Source organism: Streptomyces sp. NPDC007917, assembly GCF_042959105.1.
Classification (GTDB): Bacteria; Actinomycetota; Actinomycetes; order Streptomycetales; family Streptomycetaceae; genus Streptomyces.
In genome coordinates this window covers 309,262-328,993 of record NZ_JBIBKK010000002.1, presented here as the reverse complement: position 1 = coordinate 328,993, position 19,732 = coordinate 309,262, and the positions used below count along the sequence as shown (strand labels likewise).

General features: G+C 73.7%; 17 protein-coding genes. All 17 read left to right on the top strand.

Going from position 1 to position 19,732, the window contains the following annotated elements:
* The first annotated feature begins 83 nt into the window (after window positions 1-83).
* From ACFZDL_RS04485 to ACFZDL_RS04405, 17 genes are read left to right on the top strand one after another with little or no spacing between them, the layout of a single operon-like run.
* On the top strand, window positions 84-662 hold the full coding sequence (locus tag ACFZDL_RS04485) for a DUF4255 domain-containing protein (RefSeq protein WP_353591334.1): 579 nt from the start codon (window positions 84-86) through the stop codon (window positions 660-662).
* Window positions 659-1,390 (top strand): carboxypeptidase-like regulatory domain-containing protein, encoded by a 732-nt coding sequence (locus ACFZDL_RS04480; RefSeq protein ID WP_353591333.1) that lies wholly within the window; start codon window positions 659-661, stop codon window positions 1,388-1,390. Before ACFZDL_RS04485 ends, ACFZDL_RS04480 begins: the two co-directional genes overlap by 4 nt.
* Window positions 1,391-1,400: 10 nt before the next feature.
* Window positions 1,401-3,665 (top strand): phage tail sheath C-terminal domain-containing protein, encoded by a 2,265-nt coding sequence (locus tag ACFZDL_RS04475; RefSeq protein ID WP_353591332.1) that lies wholly within the window; start codon window positions 1,401-1,403, stop codon window positions 3,663-3,665.
* 20 nt (window positions 3,666-3,685) lie between these two features.
* Entirely contained in the window at window positions 3,686-4,141 is a 456-nt protein-coding gene (locus ACFZDL_RS04470; protein WP_014173103.1) for a phage tail protein, read from the top strand.
* Window position 4,142: 1 nt separating this feature from the next.
* Window positions 4,143-5,636, top strand: coding sequence for a phage tail sheath subtilisin-like domain-containing protein (locus ACFZDL_RS04465; protein WP_353591331.1), 1,494 nt, complete (start codon window positions 4,143-4,145; stop codon window positions 5,634-5,636).
* A complete protein-coding gene (locus tag ACFZDL_RS04460; protein ID WP_353591330.1) occupies window positions 5,633-6,151 on the top strand; it encodes a phage tail protein in 519 nt (172 codons plus the stop codon). The genes ACFZDL_RS04465 and ACFZDL_RS04460 overlap by 4 nt, the downstream gene beginning before the upstream one ends.
* Window positions 6,148-6,339 carry a putative phage tail protein gene (locus ACFZDL_RS04455; protein ID WP_353591329.1) on the top strand — a complete coding sequence of 64 codons (192 nt, stop codon included), beginning with the start codon at window positions 6,148-6,150 and terminating at the stop codon, window positions 6,337-6,339. Before ACFZDL_RS04460 ends, ACFZDL_RS04455 begins: the two co-directional genes overlap by 4 nt.
* The gene (locus tag ACFZDL_RS04450) at window positions 6,336-7,007 is read left to right on the top strand and encodes a LysM peptidoglycan-binding domain-containing protein (protein WP_353591328.1); all 672 of its coding nucleotides are present in this window, start codon (window positions 6,336-6,338) and stop codon (window positions 7,005-7,007) included. Before ACFZDL_RS04455 ends, ACFZDL_RS04450 begins: the two co-directional genes overlap by 4 nt.
* A gap of 8 nt (window positions 7,008-7,015) precedes the next feature.
* Entirely contained in the window at window positions 7,016-8,197 is a 1,182-nt protein-coding gene (locus ACFZDL_RS04445) for a contractile injection system protein, VgrG/Pvc8 family (RefSeq protein WP_353591327.1), read from the top strand.
* 2 nt (window positions 8,198-8,199) lie between these two features.
* Window positions 8,200-8,895 carry a phage baseplate assembly protein V gene (locus ACFZDL_RS04440; RefSeq protein ID WP_353591326.1) on the top strand — a complete coding sequence of 232 codons (696 nt, stop codon included), beginning with the start codon at window positions 8,200-8,202 and terminating at the stop codon, window positions 8,893-8,895.
* Window positions 8,892-9,305, top strand: coding sequence for a GPW/gp25 family protein (locus ACFZDL_RS04435; protein WP_353591325.1), 414 nt, complete (start codon window positions 8,892-8,894; stop codon window positions 9,303-9,305). The genes ACFZDL_RS04440 and ACFZDL_RS04435 overlap by 4 nt, the downstream gene beginning before the upstream one ends.
* Window positions 9,302-11,251: a putative baseplate assembly protein gene (locus ACFZDL_RS04430; RefSeq protein ID WP_353591324.1), complete on the top strand. Its 1,950-nt coding sequence runs from the start codon at window positions 9,302-9,304 to the stop codon at window positions 11,249-11,251. The genes ACFZDL_RS04435 and ACFZDL_RS04430 overlap by 4 nt, the downstream gene beginning before the upstream one ends.
* Window positions 11,248-13,308, top strand: coding sequence for a putative baseplate assembly protein (locus ACFZDL_RS04425; protein ID WP_353591323.1), 2,061 nt, complete (start codon window positions 11,248-11,250; stop codon window positions 13,306-13,308). The genes ACFZDL_RS04430 and ACFZDL_RS04425 overlap by 4 nt, the downstream gene beginning before the upstream one ends.
* Entirely contained in the window at window positions 13,305-15,287 is a 1,983-nt protein-coding gene (locus tag ACFZDL_RS04420; protein ID WP_353591322.1) for a phage tail protein, read from the top strand. Before ACFZDL_RS04425 ends, ACFZDL_RS04420 begins: the two co-directional genes overlap by 4 nt.
* 11 nt (window positions 15,288-15,298) lie before the next feature.
* Window positions 15,299-16,558, top strand: a complete 1,260-nt coding sequence (locus ACFZDL_RS04415) for a hypothetical protein (RefSeq protein WP_353591321.1) — start codon at window positions 15,299-15,301, stop codon at window positions 16,556-16,558.
* Window positions 16,559-16,560: 2 nt separating this feature from the next.
* A complete protein-coding gene (locus tag ACFZDL_RS04410) occupies window positions 16,561-18,597 on the top strand; it encodes a hypothetical protein (RefSeq protein ID WP_353591320.1) in 2,037 nt (678 codons plus the stop codon).
* Entirely contained in the window at window positions 18,594-19,730 is a 1,137-nt protein-coding gene (locus ACFZDL_RS04405; RefSeq protein WP_353591319.1) for a hypothetical protein, read from the top strand. Before ACFZDL_RS04410 ends, ACFZDL_RS04405 begins: the two co-directional genes overlap by 4 nt.
* The last annotated feature ends 2 nt before the right edge of the window (window positions 19,731-19,732 follow it).

Sequence of the window (19,732 nt, the reverse complement as noted above, 5' to 3'; positions counted from 1 at the left end):
ATGCGCCAATCGCGATCCGGCCACGCCGGGACCGGCATGCTCCCGGTGCACGCTTTCGAGCGCGGAGCCGGGGGAGGATGTGAATGGGTGACTTCGGCGTCATCGCCGACGTCTCGACGGTCATCGTGGAGACCTTGACCCAGGCCCTGCGCGGGCTCAGCCAGGTGGAACCGCCGATCGCGGAACTCAACGATCTCTCCGAGACGGTACAGACACCCCCGCCGAAACTCACGGTGTTCCTTTATGAGATCGCCGAGGACCCGACGTCGCGCAATCGGCCGCCGGTACGCTCCCAGCCGCCCGACCCGCGACACGTCCGCAAGCCGCCGATGGCCCTGCTGCTGCGGTACCTGGTCACCCCCTGGGGCGGCGACCAGGCGACCCAGCACCGGATGCTCGGGCGGGCCCTGCAGACGTTCTACGACGACGCGATCCTGGACGGCGCGCAGCTCTCCGGCAGCCTGGCGGCGAGCACCGACTCGCTGCACCTCAGCCTGACCCCGCTCACCTTGGACCAGAAGTCCTGGGTCTGGTACGCGATCCAGAAGCCGTACCGGCTGTCGCTGAACTACGAGGTGCGCGTGGTCAACCTGGAATCCGCCGCCGAGACGGCGATCCGCCCCGTCCACAGCCGGGCCATCAGCGGGACGGCGATGCCATGAGCCGCTTCCTGCCGCTGGGAGGTTCGACGCTCTACAGCCCGGCCTGGTTCATACCGTTCGACGACTACGCGCGGCGGGTGCGCAGCGCGGGGGTGGCCGTTCAGCTGGACCGGTTCGACGACGACCGCGGCGACTGGCTGCCGCTGGACGACGTGGCGGTGCGCACCCCCAGCGCAGCCCTCGCCTATCCGGGTCTCGGCAGATGCGGTGAGCCGTGGGCGGCCCGGCCGCGGCGCCACCGCGCCCGCTTCACGGCCGCCGGCTACCAGCCGCTGTACCCGGCCGACGACCGGCCGTACTCGGCCGATCTGGTGGGCGTCGAGTTCCTGGTGTACCCGTACGACGACGCCCACCCGCCGGCGGTGGCGACCGAGCCGCGCCTGGTCCGGCTGCTGCCCAGCGTCTCCTTCCCCTACCCGCCGGGCCTGCGCACGGTGCACGGCGCCGTGGTCGACGCGGCCACGGGGGCGCCGGTCGCCCATGCGCTGGTCGAGGCCCGGGGGCGGACCAGCCGGGATCTGACGCCATGGCATGAGCGCACCCTGTCCGACGCCGCGGGCGCCTTCCGGCTGGCCCTGCGGTGGGAGGGCGAGAAGGCCGACGAGCACGCCGTCGAGGAGACGTTCCGCCTGCAGGCCACCGAACGGCCGGGCCGGCTGGGATCGCTGGTCGTGCGGCTGCCCCAGGACATCGAGCGCCGGCACGTCATAGAGATCCGCGAGCAGTGAGGAGCCGTCCATGGCGGAGTATCTGAGCCCCGGGGTCTACATCGAGGAGATCGATGCGGGCCCACGGCCGATCGCGGGGGTGAGCACCAGTACGGCCGGCATGGCCGGGGTCACCCTGCGCGGTCCGTACACCGGCAAGCCCAAGCTGGTCACCAACTTCCTGGAGTTCCAGAACACGTTCGGCGGGTTCCTCCCCGAGCCGGACGCCCTGACCCGGGACACCTGGGCGAACGACCCCAAGGAAGGCGGCCGCTGGTGGCTGTTCCCGCTGGCGGTCAAGGGCTTCTTCGACAACGGCGGTCAGCGGCTGTACGTCAAGCGGGTCGCCAGCAGGCAGGCGACGCCGGCCTCGGGGGTGCTGGGCCACGGCCTGGTGAGCCCGGTCGCCCGTGACGCGGCAAAGGGCGCGACCCGGCTGGAACTCGGCCACCTGATCGGGTTCGCCGGCGTCGGACAGCAGATCCAGCTCTTCCGCGGCGACGACCAGCAGATCATCCACACCGCCGGTGTCGTCGCCTACGACGCGACCGCCCACCGCGTCGAACTGGACGCCGCGCTGACCGCCGAGGTCAGGGCGGGCCGTGGCGACTATGTGCAGATCGGCGAGCGCAGCGCGGAACAGACACTGGAGTTCTCCGCCGTGAGCCCCGGCGCGTGGGGCGGCGCGGTCCAGGTGCGGATCCAGCCGATGGCCTCGGCCGCGCTGCCGGTGCTGCCGGATCCGCAGGAGGGCGCGCTCTTCGTCACGCAGCTCGCCGCGGACGCCGCCGCGGACAGCGAGACGGTCGAGGTCGCCGCGGTCGCCGGGATCGACCCCGACGACCTGCCGCCCGAGGTCTGGGTGCAGATCGGCTCCGGCCGGTTCAAGGTCGAGGTGAGCCAGCCGGCGGACGGGAAGGTCACGCTGACCCTGCCGTCCGGTGCGGCCCATGAGGCGTGGCGCAGGGGGCTGGTGGTGCGCCGGGTGCGCCGGGGCAACACCTCGGCGGGGCCGACGCTCCGGGTCGGCGGGGCGAGCAGGCTGTACGAGGGCGCCGTCGTCCAGCTCGACGACGGCACCCACCTGACCATCCGCACCGTCCAGGCGATCGCCGCGGACCTCGTCACACTCGACGGGAACGTGCCCGGGACGCTGTTCGAAACCGACCGGCTGCACCTGGTCGAGGCGCAGGTCGACGCCCGGTTCACCGATCCGTCCGGCGCGGTGGTGACGGAGAGCCACCCCAACCTCCGGCTCACCGGCGACGCCCCGGCGAACCTGGCGACCACCCTGGCCGGCCGCTCGCAGCTGGTGCGGGCGACTGCCCTGGGGGCGCTGTCCACCGACCCGGCGAAGTTCCCCGTGCCCGCGGTCGGCTCCTGGCTGACGCTGGCGGACGGCGACGACGCCTACGGGAGCCTGAGCGTGGCCGACTTCGTCGGCGAGGACGGCGGCAGCGGCAAGCGGACCGGGATCGCCGCGCTGGAGGACATCGACGAGGTGGCCGTCTGCGCGGTGCCGGGCGTGTGGTCGGGGACGGTCGAATCGGCCCTGGTCACCCACTGCGAACTGCTCAGGGACCGGTTCGCGATCCTCGACCCGCAGGACGGCCTGGACATCGAGGGCGTCCAGGCGTTCCGTGAGCCGTTCGACACCAAGTACGCGGCGCTCTACCACCCGTGGCTGGTCACCCGCGACCCGGCCACCAACCGCGATGTCGAGGTGCCGCCCTCGGGCCACATGGCCGGGATCTACGCGCGCGTGGACGTGGAGCGGGGGGTGCACAAGGCGCCGGCCAACGCCGTCATCCGGGGCATCCGGCTCACCGATGGCATCGCCCAGGACATCACCAAGCGCCATCAGGACCTCCTCAACCCCAAGGGCATCAACGCGCTGCGGTTCTTCCCCGGGATGGGCCACCGGGTCTGGGGCGCCCGCACGCTCTCCTCGGACAGCTCGTGGAAGTACATCAACGTCCGGCGGCTCTTCCTCTACCTGGAGGAGTCGATCGACGAGGGCACCCAGTGGGTGGTGTTCGAGCCGAACGACGAGGCGCTGTGGGCCCTGGTCCGCCAGACGGTCAGCAACTTCCTCACCACGGTCTGGCGCAGCGGCGCGCTCGCCGGCACCACCCCCGACGAGGCGTTCTTCGTCGCCTGCGACCGCACCACGATGACCGAGGACGACCTCGCCAACGGCCGCCTCATCTGCGTCATCGGTGTCGCGCCGGTCTTCCCGGCGGAGTTCGTGATCTTCCGGATCCAGCAGAAGACCCGCGAGACCCAACTCGCCTGAGCGCCCGAGGAGAGGCCACCATGCCGCCCGTTACCAGGGACGATCCGTACGCGTCCTACAACTTCCAGATCATCGTGACCAACGTCAGCGACGACGGTGTCGCGGTGAGCGGGTCCTTCACCGAGGTGAGCGGTCTTGAGCTGGAGGTTCCGCCGATCGAGTACCGCACCGGGAGCGAGGACATCACCGTCCGCAAGATCCCGGGGCTGAAGAAGTTCACCAACCTCACCTTCAAGCGCGGCATCACCGGCCACGTCGGTTTCTGGAACTGGGTGGTCGAAGCGCTCAACGGCAAGGTACGGCGCACCTCCGGCTCGATCGTGCTGCTCGACGAGAACCGCCAGGAAACGATGCGCTGGAACTTCGACCGCGGCTGGCCGACCAAGTACACCGGTCCGACACTCAGCGCCACCAAGAACGAGATCGCCATGGAGACCCTGGTCCTGGCGGTCGAGAAGCTGGAGATCGACGTCTGACATGGCCGGCGAAGCGCTCCCCGGGGTATCCCTGACGTACCGGCCACGCGGCTCGGACACCGAGCCGCTGCGCACGGACGTGGCGGCGTTCCTGGGCCGGCTCCGCCGGGGCCCGGTCGGCGCCCCGGTGCGCGTGGAGAGCTGGAACGACGTCGTGGGCGCCTTCGGGCCGCCGGACGGCGCCTTCGCCACCCCGTACGCGCTGCGCGGCTTCTTCGAGAACGGCGGCCGCACCGCCTGGGTGCTCCGGGTGTCCGGGCCGGCCACTACGGCCCGGACCCGGTGGACGGCCGGTCCGCTCAGCGGCCTGGGCGCCACCGACTACCAGGTGGCCGCCACCAGCCCCGGGGCCTGGGCCAACGGCGGGCGCGTCGCGATCCGTTACCAGGCCAGCACGGTCGCCGGGCCGGCCGGCGTGGCCGTGCGGGTCATGATGCCCGGCGAGCCGCCCGAAACCTTTGCCGGACTGCCGCTCGCCGACCTGGCCGACCGGCTGACCGCGTCCCGCTACATCCGGCTGATCCCGGACGGGCTGCCACCGCCACCGGGGCGGCCCGGCCCGATCTCGATGTCCTGGGACCTGACCCTCACCGGCGGCGCCGACGCGCCGCCCACCCGCGGCGAGTACGCGGACGCCATGGCGCTCCAGGCCGAACTGCCGGAACCGGCGCTGGTGGCGCTGCCGGACCTGGGTGCGGACCTGTCCGGCACCGAGCACACCGAGGCGGTGCTGGAACTGCTGCGCGGCGTGGCGCCCCTGCACGACCGCCTCGCCGTCCTGGACGTACCGCCCCAGCTGTCCTCCGTGGACGAGGCGGTCGGCTGGGCGGGCACCCTGGCGGCCACGGGCGACAGCGGACTGCTCGGCTGCGCCGCCGTCTACCACCCGCCGCTGCGCACCCCCGACGGGCAGGCCCTGCGGACCGTCCCGGCGTCCGGGCACGTCCTGGGCGTCATCGCCCGCCTCGACGGCGAACGCGGGGCGCACCACACGCCCGCGAACGCCGTGATCCTGGAGGCGGTCGACCTGGCGGCCGAGTACCCCGAGCCGCAGCAGGTCCGGCTGTTCGACGCGGGGATCGACCTGATCCGCTGCACCCGCGGGCGGGGGCTGATGGTGTGGGGCGGGCGCACTCTGTCCAGCGACCCGGGCACCCGCTACATCGCGCACCGCCGGCTGGTGCACCTGCTGGTGCGCGCCATCCGGCGGGTGGCGAGCCCGCTGGTGTTCGACGTCAACTCGCTCGAGCTGCGGCTGACGCTGGTGCGGGCGCTGACCTCCGTGCTCCTGTCGGCCCACCGGGCCGGGGCGCTCGCCGGCGACCGGCCCGAGCAGGCGTTCCGCGTGGTGTGCGACGACACGAACAACCCGCCCGAGCAGGACCCGGGGCAGCTGGTCTGCGAGATCGAGGTCGCCCCGGCCGCCCCCATGGAGTTCATCCGGCTGCGTCTCGTACTCGGCCAGGACCGAGGTCTGGAGGTGATCGAGGCATGACCCTGGATCCGCTGCCCAAATACCGCTTCCTGGTCACCCTCGACCCCGGCGACGCGTATCTGCCGCCCGCGCAGGCGCTGCTGCTGCCCCTGGCCGCCTCCGGCGCGTTCCAGGAGGTCACCGGGCTCGGCGCGCAGCTGGAGGTGGTGAGCTACCCGGAGGGCGGCCGCAATGACTCGGTCCACCAACTGCCGCTGCGCCACTCCTGGAACCGGATCACGCTCAAGCGCGGGGTGGTGCGCGACCCGGGGCTGTGGGCCTGGTACCAGGCCGGGCTCGCCGACGCGCTGGGCGCCCGCCGCGACGGCGCGGTGATCGTGCTCGGCCCGGACGGGACGCCCGGCGCGGCGTGGGCCTTCCATGGCGGGCTCGCCGCCAAGTGGAGCGGCCCGGACCTGCACGCGGAGCAGAACGCGATCGCCGTCGAGTCACTGGAGATCGCACACGAGGGGCTGACGAAGGTCCTGCAGGACGCCGCGGCGAACGCCTTGCCGCGCCTGAGCCAAGGGAGGTGACCGGCGTGCCGAAGGTGACCATTCACCACCTCGAGGTCCGGTTCCAGGTGGACGGCGACGACGGTGCCGTGTTCACCCGCCTGTTCAACAAGCACATCCAGGCATGGGCGAAGTTGTACGAGGACCAGTGCGCGCGCGCCAGGCACACCGAGAGCGAACGGCGCTTCGGCGACCAGGAGGCCTCATGAGTGTGACGCCCGTGTCCTTCGCGCGCCAGGGCTCCGCCCGGGCCCGGCTGGAGATCGTCCGGCCGGTGATCGCCGACGAGCGGCAGCGGCGGATCCCGCTGCGGTTCAACCCGACCGACTACAAGCTGAGCAAGAGCAACACATTCGCCGAGATCACCATCCCGGGCCTGGAGACACCGCCCCTGCAGTACGTCCGCGGCGGCACGGAGACCCTGACGGTCCAGGCGCTGGTGGACACCTCCGACACCCTGGAGAACGTACGGAAGACCTACGTGAACGCGGTGCGCAACCTGCTGCGGCCCGACAGCCGCGAACACGCGCCCCCGGTCGTCCGGTTCGTCTGGGACGAGGAGGTCTTCACCGGGGTGGTGGAGAAGCTGGACGTCAACTACCAGCTGTTCCGCCCGGACGGCGTGCCGCTGCGGGCCATGCTGGACCTGACGCTCAAGGAGTTCCGCCCGGCCGCCGCGCAGGTCGCCGAGACCCCGCGCTCGTCGCCCACGGTGGAGAAGAGCTACGTGGTGCGCCGCGGCGACACGCTCAGCTCCATCTCCGCCGCGCTGTACCGGCGGCCCGACGCCTGGCGGGAGCTGGCGCGGGCCAACGGCATCAGCGATCCGCGGGACCTGCGACCGGGCCGGGTGCTGACCGTGCCCCGGCTGGCGTGAGGAGCGCGATGAGCACCCCCGCGCCCGAGGTGGCGTCGCCCGACCGGTACGCGCCCGAGTTCGACGTGCGCATCGAGGGCCTGGAGATGGACCCGTCCACCAAGAACGACATCATCGACATCAAGGTGAACCGGGACATCGACGAGATGTCCGGCTTCGACCTCACCCTGAACAACTGGGACGACGTGGGCCTGCGGTTCAAGCACAGCGATTCCCCGCGCTTCCGGCTCGGCGGCCGGGTCTCGGTCCGGCTCGGCTACGCGGATCGGCTGCTCACCGTGGCCACCGGGACCATCTCCACGCTCAGCCCGAAGTTCACCGACGGGGCGTCGCCCACCGTCCAGGTCAGCGGAGTGGACGGGCTGCTGCGGCTCAAGGACCGCAAGCCCACCGAGAACGAGACCAAGATCTACCGCAATCTGCCCGACTGGCGCATCGCCGAGCAGATCGCCCAGCGCAACCACCTGCGCATCGAGGTCACCAGGGAAGGTCCCACGTACGACCAGGTGGTGCAGAAGAACCAGGACGACGCGACGTTCCTGCTGGAGCGGGCCAAGCGGCTCGACTTCGACTGCTACATCCTGCCGGACCCGAAGGACGGCGAGGACACGCTGTACTTCATCAAGCCGACCGACGGCCGCGACGGCCGCCCGATCCGGGTGTACCGGCTGGCGTACGCGCCGGGGCTCGCCACCGGCCCCACCGACCAGCCCGAGGGGCTGGTCCCCAACCTGATGGAGTTCACCCCGACACTGACGGTCTCCCAGCAGGTCAGCAAGGTCACCGTGCGCGGCTGGGACCCCCGTACCAAAGCGGCGATCGCGTTCACCGCGACCGCCGAGAACCTGCCGGCCGGGCAGAACACGGCCGACGGGCAGAGCGGGCCGCAGGTCGCCGAGTCCACCCTGCAGGGCCGCCAGGAGGTCGTGGTCGACGCGCCGGTCGGCAGCGACCAGGAGGCCCGGGAACTGGCGATCAGCCTGTTGCGCGAGCGGGCCTACGAGTTCATCACCGCGACCGGCAAGGTGGCGGGCCTGCCCGAGCTGCGGCCCGGCGACAACCTGGAGATCTACGGCCTCGGCCGCCGCTTCTCGGGTACGTACTTCGTCAAACGGGTCGAACACACCCTCAACACCAGTGGCTTCTTCACCCAGTTCACCGCACGGCGGATCCATCAGGGGGACCGGTGACCATGAGGGGCACACCACGCGCCCGCTCCACGGACAAGCGCTACTACGGCGTCGTCGAAGCGCTCGTCGTGGAGAACGAGGGCGATGACGAAGGCCGGGTCAAGCTGAAGTTCCCATGGTTCGACGACACCACGGTCACGGACTGGGTCCGCGTCGGCCAGCTGTACGCCGGAGGCGGCTACGGCTCGGTGTTCGTCCCCGAGAAGGGCGACGAGGTGCTGGTCGCGTTCGTCCACGGGGACATGCGGTACCCGATCGTCCTGGGCGGCCTCTACAACGGCGAGGACAAGCCGCCGACCGCCCGCACCGAAGGCCGCGACCAGAAGGTCGTCCGGACCCGGCACGGCCATGAAGTGCTGTTGGACGACACACAGTCCAAGGCCGCGGTGAAGATCACGTCCGCCGCCGGACACGTGGTGGAACTGGACGACCAGGGCAAGGCGATCCGGATCACCGCGGCCGAGGGCGGCAGCGTCACCGTGACCGCACAGGGCGAGATCACCCTCAAGGCGCCGAAGGTGACGCTCGACTCCCCCTCCATCGACCTCGGCGGCGGCGCCACCGAACCGCTCGTGCTCGGCAACGCGCTGCTCCAGGCGTTCAACACGCACACCCACCCCTCCGCCGCCGGGCCGACCGGCCCGCCGACCCCGCCGCTGACCCCCGCCGTGCTGGCCAAGAAGGCGAGGACGGCATGAGCGAGGAGTTCCTGGGGACCGGCTGGCGGTTCCCGATCCTGCCCGACGCGTCCGGGCGGCTCGGGTACGCCGTCGGCGAGGAGAGCATCGAGCACTGTCTGCGGGCGCTGCTGCTCACCGGCGTCGGCGAGCGGGTCATGCGGCCCGACCTGGGCACCCGCGCCCACGAGCTGCTGTTCGCGCCCGGCAGCGTGCAGAACCTGCGCGACCTGGAGCAGTCGATCGCCACCGCGGTCCGTGACCACGAGCCGCGGGTGGAACTGGAGGAGGTGCGCGCGGAGGCCGACCCGGCCGACGAGTCACGCATCACCGTCTCGGTCGTCTACCGCATCCGGCGCAGCAACACCAAGGCCAACCTGGTGTTCCCGTTCTACACCGGCCTCACGGACCTCACCGGGGGCCCGTCGTGACGCTGCCCGCGCCGAAGCTGGATGACCTCACCTGGGCCGACATGATGGCGGCCATCCGCCGGCGGATCCCCGCCGAGTCGGACGGCACCTGGACCCTGCACGCCCCCGTCGACCCCGGCATCACCCTCCTCGAACTCCTCGCCCACCTCCTCGAGCAGCGGCTGTACTGGCTCGACCAGGTGCCGGACGCGCTCGTGGTCGCCGTACTGCGGCTGCTCGGCCTCGAACCGCCGCGCCCCGCCCGCCCCGCCGCCACCGTGCTGCGCCTCGACGCCCGCCAGGCGGACACCGCCGTCCCGGTCGTCCCCGCCGGGACGGAGCTGACCCGGGACCCCACGGGGCAGGTCGTCTTCACCCTCGAGGACGGCGTGGCCGTCTTCCCGCTCGCCGAGGACGGCGAGATCACCGTGTGGACCGACCGCGACCGTACGGCGGACCTGCGGGCCCGCCGCGGTGTCGCGCTGCTGGCGGGCGACGGCGCCCCGGCCCAGGCCCGGTTCACCCTGCCGCTCACCGGGGCGCACCCCGCGCCCGGCCCGCTCTGCCTGCTCGTCGAACTCGACGCGCCCGCCGCGTCCGCGCCGTCGTGGCTGCCGGGGGCGGTCGACGGTGTGCCGCCTCCCGCGGAGCTGACCTGGTCCTGGTTCCGGCCGGGCACGGACGTCTCCGGTGGGTTCGCATACGTCGAGGACGGCACGGCCGGGCTCAGACGGTCCGGAGTCGTCCGGCTGCACCCCCCGGCCGGCTGGACCACGCGGGACACCGGGATCCTGGTGTCGACCCCGGCCGCCACCTACGCGGCCCCGCCCCGCCTCCTCCAGCTCGCCGTCAACGTCAGCGCCGCACACCACCTCAGGCGGCGCACCGCGAGCGGCGCCGACCTCCGGGACCAGATCGACGCGTGGCTCAAACTGCCCGGCCAGCATCTGGTCCTGCCGGACGCCGCCGACCGCCTCCTGGAGGCGACCGTGCACCTCGCGGGTCAGCAGTGGCAGCCGGTGCCGGACTTCACCTTCGGCGCGCCCGCCGACCGGATCTTCGTGCTCGACCGGACCGAGGGCGCGGTGGTCTTCGGCGACGGACTCACCGGGCGCGTCCCCCGCCCCGACCCGGACGCGCGGATCGCGTATGTGACCGGCGGCGGCCGGGGCGGCAACGGCGGTATGACCGGCAACTGGTCTCCCACCGTGGACGATCCGGCCGGGCACGGCGCGGTCTCGGCCGCCAACCTCGTACGGGCCGAAGGCGGCGCGGACCCGGAGACGATCACCGAGGCGCGCCGGCGCGCGGCCGCGTCCCTGGGGGAGGTGACCCGCGCGGTCACCGCCGCCGACTTCGCCACCCTGGCCCGCACCACACCGGGCGTCGCCGTCGCCCGCGCGTACCCGTCCCCCGGCGACCACCCCGGCTTCCCGTGCGCCACGGTGCCCGGCGCGGTGACCGTCCACATCGTCCCGGCGGCGCCCCGGGACGACCTCGACCGCGAGGACTTCGTCGCCGCGCCGCTCCCCGACCCGGGCATGGTGTGCGCGGTCGCCGCCCGCCTGGCGCAGGCGCGGCTGCTCACCTCCGAGGTCTTCGTCCGCCCGCCCCGCTATCGCGAGGTGACGCTGCGCGTCGACCTGTCGGGCGACCCGGCCGACCGCCCCCGCGTGTCCACCGTGCTCACCGCGGCGCTGCGCCGCTTCCTCGACCCGCTCGTGGGCGGTGAGGACCACGACGGCTGGCCGTTCGGACAGCCGCTGCGCCCCTCGGCCCTGCTGCGGGCCGCGCAGCGGGCGCTGGGCGACCTCGGGGACATCGCCGCGGTGGCGATCGGCCTGGACGGGGCCGACGCGTCCGAGGCCTGCGACGAGGTGCCGCTCGGTGCCGGGGCACTTCCCGTCCTGCGGACGGTCCGCACCCGGATCGTGCCCGCCGTCGAACCGGGGGAGGGGCTGGTATGAGCGGCGACGTGTGGTGGGAGAGGGACGCGCGGGAAGAGGAGAGGGACGAGGGGCGGATCGTGCCCGGTCCCGGGCCGGCCGGCGGCCGGCCCGAACTGGTCGACGCCACCCGTGAGGCGGTCCGCGCCGAGGTGCGCGGCCGGATCGCGGGCTACACCCCGGACTGGACCGACCCCGACCGCCAGGACGCCGGCGTCGCGCTCGTCCGCCTCTTCGGCACCCAGACCGAACCCGTGCTCGGCCGCGTCAACCGGCTGCCGGAGAAGGCGCTGGCCGAACACCTGGCGATCGCGGGCGTGCGGCGCCGCCCGGCCGGCGCGGCGGCGGCGCTCCTGGAGTTCACCGTGAACCCGCCGGACGGCTCCTCCGTGCTCGTCCCGGCCGGGTTCCAGAGCGCGGCGCAGACCCCGGCGGGGCAGGTCGTCTACGAAACGGACCAGGACCTGTACGCCACCCCGGCCACCCTCGGCGACCTGGCTGTCCAGGAGGCCGGAACGCTGGAGCCCCTGCCGCTGGGTCCGTCCGGGCCCAGCCGCCCCTTCGCGCCCTTCGGCCGGGACCCGGAGCCCGGCAACGGGCTGTGGATCGGGCTCGCCGGGCCGGCTGCCCCCTACCCGCGGCTGTCCCTGGGGATCGTGGTCGTGGCCGCTCCGCCCGCGCCCACGGCCTCGGGCGGGGCGCTGCCCCTCCCGCTGCCGCCCGCGCCGCTGCTGCGCTGGGACGTGCTGGACGGCACCCGGCTCGTCCCCGCCGAGCTGATGCGCGACTCCACGGCCGGGCTCGGCGCCAGTGGGACCGTCGAGCTGAGGGTCCCGCGCTCCTGGGAGCCGGGCGCCCCGTCCACCAGGCGGCCCCGGCTGCGCTGGCTGCGCGTGCGGATCGCGCACGGCGCGTTCGCCGGACCGGCGCCGGTGCTGTCCGGACTGCGGCTGAACGTGGTCGCGGCCACCGCCGCCCGCACCATCCGCGACGAGCCGCTGCAGCCCGTCCAGGACCCCGCGACGACCGGGCGGCGCCGCATGAGACTCAGCCAGGTGCCCATCCTCGCCGGATCGGTGGTCATCGAGGTCGACGACGACACGGGCGGCGATGTGTTCGGCACCACCGCCGGAACCGCGTCCCGGTGGCGCGAGGTGGAGAGCCTGGCCGGGTACGGCGCCGACGACCGGGTGTTCACCGTGGACCACGAAAGCGGCGAAGTGACCTTCGGGGACGGTGTCAACGGCGCGGCCGTCCCACCGGGCTTCCGCAACGTCCGCGCCGTGCGCTACCGCGTCGGCGGCGGCAGCGCCGGCGCCGTACGGGCGGGCGCGGTGGGCGCGGTGGTGACCGCGCTGCCGTTCGTCACCGGCGTCAACAACCCCTTCCCGGCCTCCGGCGGAACGGACGCCGAGCCCGACGCCGACGCCATGCGCCGCGGCGTCGGCGAACTGCGGGCCCGCGGCCGGGCCGTGGCCCCGGCCGACTACGGCCTGCTCGCCACCCGCGCCCCCGGCGCGTCGGTGGCCCGCGCCCAGGGCGTGCCGGGCCTGCACCCCGACTTCGCCGGGGTGCCGATCCCCGGCGTCGTGGGAGTGCTTGTCGTGCCGTCGGCGCCGCCCGTGGCGCCGGGCGCCGACCCCGGCGAACCGCCCGTGCCCACCGCCGCGACCCTGCGGGCCGTCGCCGACTTCCTGTCGCGCGAGGCCGCCCCCGCCGGGGTCACGGTGGTCGCCGCCCCCGCTCCGTACCACCGCGTCGCGGTGGAGTCCTGGGTCACCCTCGACCCGGACCTCGACCGGGCCGCGGTCCTGGCGCGGGCAGGCGACGCGGTGCGCACCTACCTGGATCCGCTGCGCGGCGGAGAGGACGGCGCGGGCTGGCCGTTCGGCGGCGCACTGCTCCACACGGCCCTGGTCCGGCGGCTGCTGGCGGTCGACGGGGTGCTGGCCGTCACCCGGCTCTCGCTCACCGTCGACGGGGTGCGCCGGCCGCCCTGCACCGACCACGCCCTCCCGCCCCACACCCTCGTCTGGCCGGAGCGCCCGCTGCTGATCCCGGTAGGTGACCAGTCATGACATGCGCACCCCACCCCGCGACCTTCCGTCTCCTCGACGCCTACGTCGGCTGGGACGAGTCGACCGGTGACGGCCCGGGTGTGGACGGCATCGTCGGCTTCGACGACCCGGCCGGCCTCCGGCTCGCCTACCGCGGCGACGCGCCGGAAGGCCCCACCAGGAGCCGCCTGCTGCCCTGGTTCCCCGACCCGCGGCTCGCGCCGGGCTGCGGGCCGTGCGCCTGGTACCTGCTCGTCCCGGGCGAGCGGCGGCTGCTGCGCCGCGACGCGTGCAGCGGTGCCTTCACGTCCGTCTGGCCGCGGGGCTGCGACCCCGCCCCGCTGCGCGAGCCGGTCTCCGTCGCCGCACACGGCCACCGGCTGGCCGTGATGGAGTCCGACCGGGTCCTGGTGTGGCGCCGCGAGGGCGAGCAACTCGCCGGGGTGATCCGGGCCGAGCGGCCGCGGTGGGCCGCCCCGGCCCCCGGCGACGAGGTCATGGTGGCCTGTCAGGGCAGTACGGACCTGCGGCGGTTCGACTCCACGGGCGGCTTCCGCGGCGTGCTGCGCACCGGCGCGCGGGGCGAGGTCATCGGCCTGCGCACCGGACCGCGGCGCACCGTGTGGCTGCTCACCGACGACGGCGGACGGCTCACGATCCACCGGGGCACCCGCCGCAGCCCCTTCCAACCCGTCACCGTGGACGAACTGGCCGCGGCCCTGCCACCGTCCGCGCTCACCTCGGCCGACGAGGACGGCTTCTGCCTGGGCGAGAAGGGCCCGGACACCCCCGCGACCACGTGCTTCACCTGGCAGGGCCTGCCCCGGGACCCCGCGCCGCCGGCCACCGACGCGTATGTGACCAGCGGGTCGTATGCCACCACCCTGATCGACAGCGGCATCTCGCGGTGCCGCTGGCACCGCGTACGCGTGGACGCCGACGTGCCCGCCGGGACGGCGGTCGGCGTCGCGATCGTGGTGAGCGAGGACGGCCGGTACGAGGAGAGCGACTGGCAGGTGTCGGCTCCCGGCGCCACGGACTTCCTCGTCGACCAGCCGCCCGGCCGCTTCCTGCGACTGAGGCTGCGGCTGTCGGGCGACGGCGGTACCACTCCGGTCGTCCGCCGCATCCGGCTGGACTTCCCCCGGGCCACCAGCGCCGACCTGCTGCCTCCCGCCTTCCGCCAGGACCCCGCGGCCGACGACTTCACCGAGCGTTTCCTGTCGCTGTTCGACGCGACGCTCGCGCAGCTCGACCGGGTGATCGAGCGGTATCCGGCGCTCCTGGACCCGGCGGGCGTCCCGGACCGGGTGCTGCCGTGGCTGGCCGGTCTGCTGGGCCTGTCGTTCGAGGCGGGCTGGGACGCCCCCACCCGGCGCGCGCTGCTGGCCGCGGCCCCGGAGCTGTACCGGCGCCGGGGCACGCCGTGGGCGCTGCGGGAGGCGGTGCGGATCGTGTTCGGGGTGGCCCCGGTCATCGACGAGCTGGCGGCCGACCGCCGCTGGGCGCAGCTGCGCGAAGCCGTCGGCGGCGGTGGAACAGGAGAGGGACACGGGCCGGAGCAAGGGCTCGGCGCGGTACGGCTGTTCGGCCGGTCGGCGAGCCGGTTCCGGGTCGGCGGCTCGGCGCTCGGCTCGGCGCCGCTGCGGGCGTTCGGCGCGCCGGACAGCGATCCGTTCACCGCGCACGCGCACCGGTTCCGGGTGCTCCTGCCCGCCGGATCGGCGGACAGGGAGGCGCTGCGGCGGCTGGTGGAGCGGCAGGCGCCCGCGCACACGGTGGGGTCGGTGCGCACCGGCGGTGCGGGGTTCGTGGTCGGTTCGCGGTCCACGGTCGGCGTGGACACCGCGTTCGTCCCGCTGCCGGCGCCCGTACTGGGCGGCGCGCATCCCGTGCGGCTGAACCGCGACGGGGTGCTCAGGGCGGGGCCGAGAGGGATGCGGCGAGGGGTGGGCGTCGGAGTGGTCTCCGCCGTCGGTGTGCATACGCGAGTGTCGTGAGAGGACGGGCGATGACGGAGACAGGGACATCGAGGAGCAAGGAGTTCGACGCGCCACCGCTGCGCCGGCTGCGGTACTTCCACGGCCAGATGCTCGGCGCGCGGGACTTCCAGCGCGAACAGGAGTACCACCGCGAGAAGTTGAGACTGCGGATGCGCTGTCTGCTCGGCTACGGAGTGGTGTGCGGCCTGCACGTGGAACCGGCGCCGCGGGACGATGACGACTGCCCGCCACCGGCCGGGGAATCCGCGCCGAGAGAGCAGGGTGACGAGAGCGGCGCCGAGGCGGAGCGCACCCGGCGCAGGGCCAAGGTGAAGATCACTCCCGGTCTGGCCGTGGACTGCGACGGCAACGAGGTCGTGGTGCGGGGCGGCTGCGTGGTCGACCTGTGGAAGGCGCTGCCCCCCGACGAACGGGACACCGACACCGTCTGGGTCGGCGTCGAGTACGCCGAGCGGCCGGTCGAGCCCACCCGCGCCGTCTACAACGACGCCTGCGCCGACACCTCCGACTGCGAGTTCGGCTGGACGGAGGAGTGCCACAGGGTACGGGTCACCGGATGCGAGCCACCGGCGGACGAGCGCTGTGACACCTGCTGCTCGCCGTGCGGGCACAAGGTGCTGTGGCTGGCCAGGATCGACTGCGTGGACCGGTACGAGCCGGTGCGCCGCGACCAGATCCACATGAACGTACGCCGTCCTTTCGGCCGCCACCTGCCCACGGTGATCACCGGTATCAACTGGATCCACGGACACACCTACACCATCGACGAGGCCAAGGACCTCCTCGGCACCCATGACGAGGGCGGCGGGCTCGTGGTGCGGTTCTCCGCCGATGTGCGGTCCGACACCCTGCGGCCCGGCGTGGTGGATCTCCAGGTGATCGAGGGCGGCAGCGGCCGCAACGCCTCCACCTGGTACATGGGCGGCGCGTTCGCCGAGCCGGACCCCGAATCCGGCGAATCCGACGAATCCGACGAGTGCGACGAGTTCACCCGGGGGTTCCGCTACCGCCAGACCACGCGCGAGACGCTGCAGGACGGCGACCGGGTGCTGATCACCGTCCGCGCCGCGTTCATCCTCGACCGCTGCTGCCGCCCGGTCGACGGCACCCACGTCGGCGGACGCGTACCGACCATCGACGCCGAGGCCACCCCGGCGGCGGCGCACGGCGGCTGCAACCTCCCGCCCTCGGGCATCGGCCCCTGGACGTCCGGCACCGGGGCGGGCGGGGACGTGTTCGAGAGCTGGTTCTTCGTGAAGGAGCGCTGATCATGCGAACAGACTGCGGATGCGGCTGCGGTGGCGACGCCACCTCGACCTCCGCCTTCGTACGTCCTCGCTTCTTCGCAGGGCAACTGCTGACCGAGGACGACCTCAGCCTGCTGGTCGAGTACACGACGGCGAAGCGCAGACTGCACAACCGGTCCCTGTACGGGCCGGGCGTCATCTGCGGCCTCGGCGTCACCTGCGACCCGTGCGGCGGCGGAACCGTGGCGGTCCACCCCGGACACGCGCTGGACTGCGCCGGAAACGACATCGTGGTGCCCTGCACCGAACGGGTCGACGTACGGGCACTGGTGCGGGAGCGGCGCATCAGTGCCCTCGGCGTGGACTGTGGGGAGAACTGCGGCGACGAGGGCGGGCGCCACTACGGGCTCTACGTGCGCTACCAGGAGCTCCCCGTCGAACCGGTGGCACCGTACGCCACGGAGGAGCCGTGCCCCGCACCGGGATGCGTACCCTCCAGGGTCCAGGAGGGGTACAGCTTCGTCGTCCGGTGCGACGACTTCGAGGACCACCGCCACAACCCCGGCACCCGACTCCTGGCGAGCCTCGGCGACCTGGCCCGGGCCGACCGGGCCCGCACCCGCGACCGGCGGCTCGGGTACTACACCGACGCCCTGTCCGTCGCCGCCCTCGGCACCGGCCGGACCTTCCGCTTCGACGCCGCCGACGCGCAGCGGTACGCCACCGCACTGGCCTGGCTGCGTGAGAACGCGGGTGGCGAGGGCCCGCCGCCCCCGCCGACGGTCCGTGAGATGACCGAGCACGTCCGCGCGCTGGCCGCCGCCGTCGCCCGGTTCGACACCTACGACCCGGCCGGGCAGGACCAGCTCAGGAGGGACCACCCGGACCTCGCCACCGTGCAGGAGGCCCGCGGCGTCCTGGGCACGGCGTGCGAACGGCTCAGGGGCGCCGACATGGAAGCGGCCTGGCCCGACCCGCTGCGCCGTACGATCGCCCGCGCCGTCGTCACCGAGACCGCGGCCCGGGTCGTACCGGAGAGGGGCGACCCGGACGCGCCGCTGGAAGTGCGCATGCTGGCCCAGGGCACACCGCTCGGTCACGCGCTGCGGGTGGAGTTCCGCGCCGACATCGCGCTGATCCGGGAGTGGCTGCTGTGCCGGCTGGACCAGGCCGACGGCCTCGCCGACTGCGCGCTGCGCCACGACGTCGCCACCGCCGACGTACCGCCGCTGCTCCCGGCCCCGCCGCCGGACAGCACCGAGAAGGCGACCGTCGCCGAGGTGCAGCAGATCGCGGAAGCGGCCGCGGCGCTGGGCACCGCGCTGCGCCGGTTCCTGACCGACGCGGCCTGCGCCACGCTGAACCCGCCGTGCGGCGACTGCGCCGACACCGACGTCCTGCTCGCCCACCTGGAACTGGACGGCTGCGACGTCGTACGGGTCTGCTCCGCCACCCGCGAGCAGGTGCTGCCGGGCGGCTCGGCGTACGGCGAGTGGCTGCCCAAGCTCTACCGGCTGCGCGAACTCGCCGAGCGCGTGTGCTGCGCACCCCTGCCGCCGCACCACAAGCCGACCCTCCCGGCCGAGGGCCCGGTGGCGCGCCCGTACACCGAGGGACTGCTCGGCGACTGGCCGCGCACGGGGGACCTGGAGGAGATGCTGTCCCTGCTGGTCACCCCCGCCCCTGGGGAGACACCGCCCAAGGCGCTGCACGAGCAGGTCTACACCACGCCCAGCGAAGTCACCGACAGCATCCAGGAACTGGCCCGGCTCAGGACACAGGTCGCCGACCTCACCGCCGCCGTGGAGGGCCTGCGCGCCCACATGGGCAGCACACGGACGCAGCTGACGCACGTGGAGGAACGCCTCGCGGACCGCGAAGGCACACCGGGCCCGTCTCCGGACCCGTCATCGGACCACGACCAGGACCCAGGCGCGGACGGGGGAGCGGACCAGACGTCCGACCAGGCGCCGGACGGTGCGACCGAACCGCCCAAGGCCCCGGCCAAACGCACCCGGTCATCCCGCTCCCGTACCCAGAAGCCCGGTGAGACGCCATGACGGGCCCGCTGCGCCCCGCCTTCCACGAGGGCCAGGTACTGGCGGCCGCCGACCTGTCGGCCACGGTGGAGTACGCGCGCGGCCCGGCCGCCCGCCACGCCCGGCACCTCCACGAATGGGGCATCGCCGAAGGGCTCGGCCTCGTCACCCAGCCCCGTACCGACCCGGCCACGGGCGCCCGTTACGTCGAGGTCAGCGTGTCGCCGGGGATCGCCGTCGACGGGACCGGCCGCGAGGTGGTCGTCACCGAGCCGGTGGTGCTGCGCGAGGGCGACTTCGACGAGGTCAACGGCGCGGACCAGCTGACGGTCGAGCCCTACCCGGTCTTCCTCACCGCCGCCGACCGGGAACCGGACCGGTCCTCCGCCCCGGTCTCCTGTTCGGGCAGTGCCACGAAGACCCGGGTGGAGGAGTCGTATCAGATCCTCTTCGGGCGCCTCGGCGACGAGCGGCTGGTCGGGGAGCAGCAGCCGCCCGCGATCGGTGCCCCACCGGCCGATCCGCCCGTCCGCTGGCTCATCCTGCTGGGCTACGTCCAGTGGACGGACGGCCACTTCAGCGGCGTCGTGACCGAGGCGCGCGGCGTCGCGGCGCGGTTCGTGGGCGTACGCGCGGACAGCGTCTCGGCCGCGTCCGGCGCGCTGACCCTGCGCACGGCCCCGGAGGCCCAGGAGGGCAAGCCGGCGCTCGTCCTGTCCGGCGGCGAAACGCCGAACCTGGTCTTCGGCCTGTACCAGGGCGGCGGCACGGTCGCCCCGCTGATGACCGTGGCGGCCAACGGCAACCTCACGATCGAGGGCAGCTTCAGCGGCGGGACGCAGGCCGGCAGCACGCTGGTCGTGTCCGGGACCGCCACCGACGGGATGCTGCTGCCGCTGCCGTCCGGCGTCATCCCGGAACAGGTCGCCGACGGACGGGTCGTGCTCCACGTCCATCTGACCCCGCGCACACCGCCCTTGGCCGACACGGAGCTGTACAGCCCGGTGGAGGCCACCGTGGACGCCGACCGGCGGCTCCGGTGCCGGGTGCGCCGGTACAACCCCCTGGCGACCCCGGCCAAGGTCGTCGAACAACCCGGGGCGGCCGACTTCCTGGTGGTGGCGACGGTCGCGGCAACGAACGGCGGTGGCTGACG

Bases quoted from the DNA above. Each gene is read 5' to 3' on its own strand.
- ACFZDL_RS04485 (WP_353591334.1), top strand. From the start codon at position 84: ATGGGTGACTTCGGCGTCATCGCCGACGTCTCGACGGTCATCGTGGAG.
- ACFZDL_RS04480 (WP_353591333.1), top strand. From the start codon at position 659: ATGAGCCGCTTCCTGCCGCTGGGAGGTTCGACGCTCTACAGCCCGGCC.
- ACFZDL_RS04475 (WP_353591332.1), top strand. From the start codon at position 1,401: ATGGCGGAGTATCTGAGCCCCGGGGTCTACATCGAGGAGATCGATGCG.
- ACFZDL_RS04470 (WP_014173103.1), top strand. From the start codon at position 3,686: ATGCCGCCCGTTACCAGGGACGATCCGTACGCGTCCTACAACTTCCAG.
- ACFZDL_RS04465 (WP_353591331.1), top strand. From the start codon at position 4,143: ATGGCCGGCGAAGCGCTCCCCGGGGTATCCCTGACGTACCGGCCACGC.
- ACFZDL_RS04460 (WP_353591330.1), top strand. From the start codon at position 5,633: ATGACCCTGGATCCGCTGCCCAAATACCGCTTCCTGGTCACCCTCGAC.
- ACFZDL_RS04450 (WP_353591328.1), top strand. From the start codon at position 6,336: ATGAGTGTGACGCCCGTGTCCTTCGCGCGCCAGGGCTCCGCCCGGGCC.
- ACFZDL_RS04445 (WP_353591327.1), top strand. From the start codon at position 7,016: ATGAGCACCCCCGCGCCCGAGGTGGCGTCGCCCGACCGGTACGCGCCC.
- ACFZDL_RS04440 (WP_353591326.1), top strand. From the start codon at position 8,200: ATGAGGGGCACACCACGCGCCCGCTCCACGGACAAGCGCTACTACGGC.
- ACFZDL_RS04435 (WP_353591325.1), top strand. From the start codon at position 8,892: ATGAGCGAGGAGTTCCTGGGGACCGGCTGGCGGTTCCCGATCCTGCCC.
- ACFZDL_RS04425 (WP_353591323.1), top strand. From the start codon at position 11,248: ATGAGCGGCGACGTGTGGTGGGAGAGGGACGCGCGGGAAGAGGAGAGG.
- ACFZDL_RS04420 (WP_353591322.1), top strand. From the start codon at position 13,305: ATGACATGCGCACCCCACCCCGCGACCTTCCGTCTCCTCGACGCCTAC.
- ACFZDL_RS04415 (WP_353591321.1), top strand. From the start codon at position 15,299: ATGACGGAGACAGGGACATCGAGGAGCAAGGAGTTCGACGCGCCACCG.
- ACFZDL_RS04410 (WP_353591320.1), top strand. From the start codon at position 16,561: ATGCGAACAGACTGCGGATGCGGCTGCGGTGGCGACGCCACCTCGACC.
- ACFZDL_RS04405 (WP_353591319.1), top strand. From the start codon at position 18,594: ATGACGGGCCCGCTGCGCCCCGCCTTCCACGAGGGCCAGGTACTGGCG.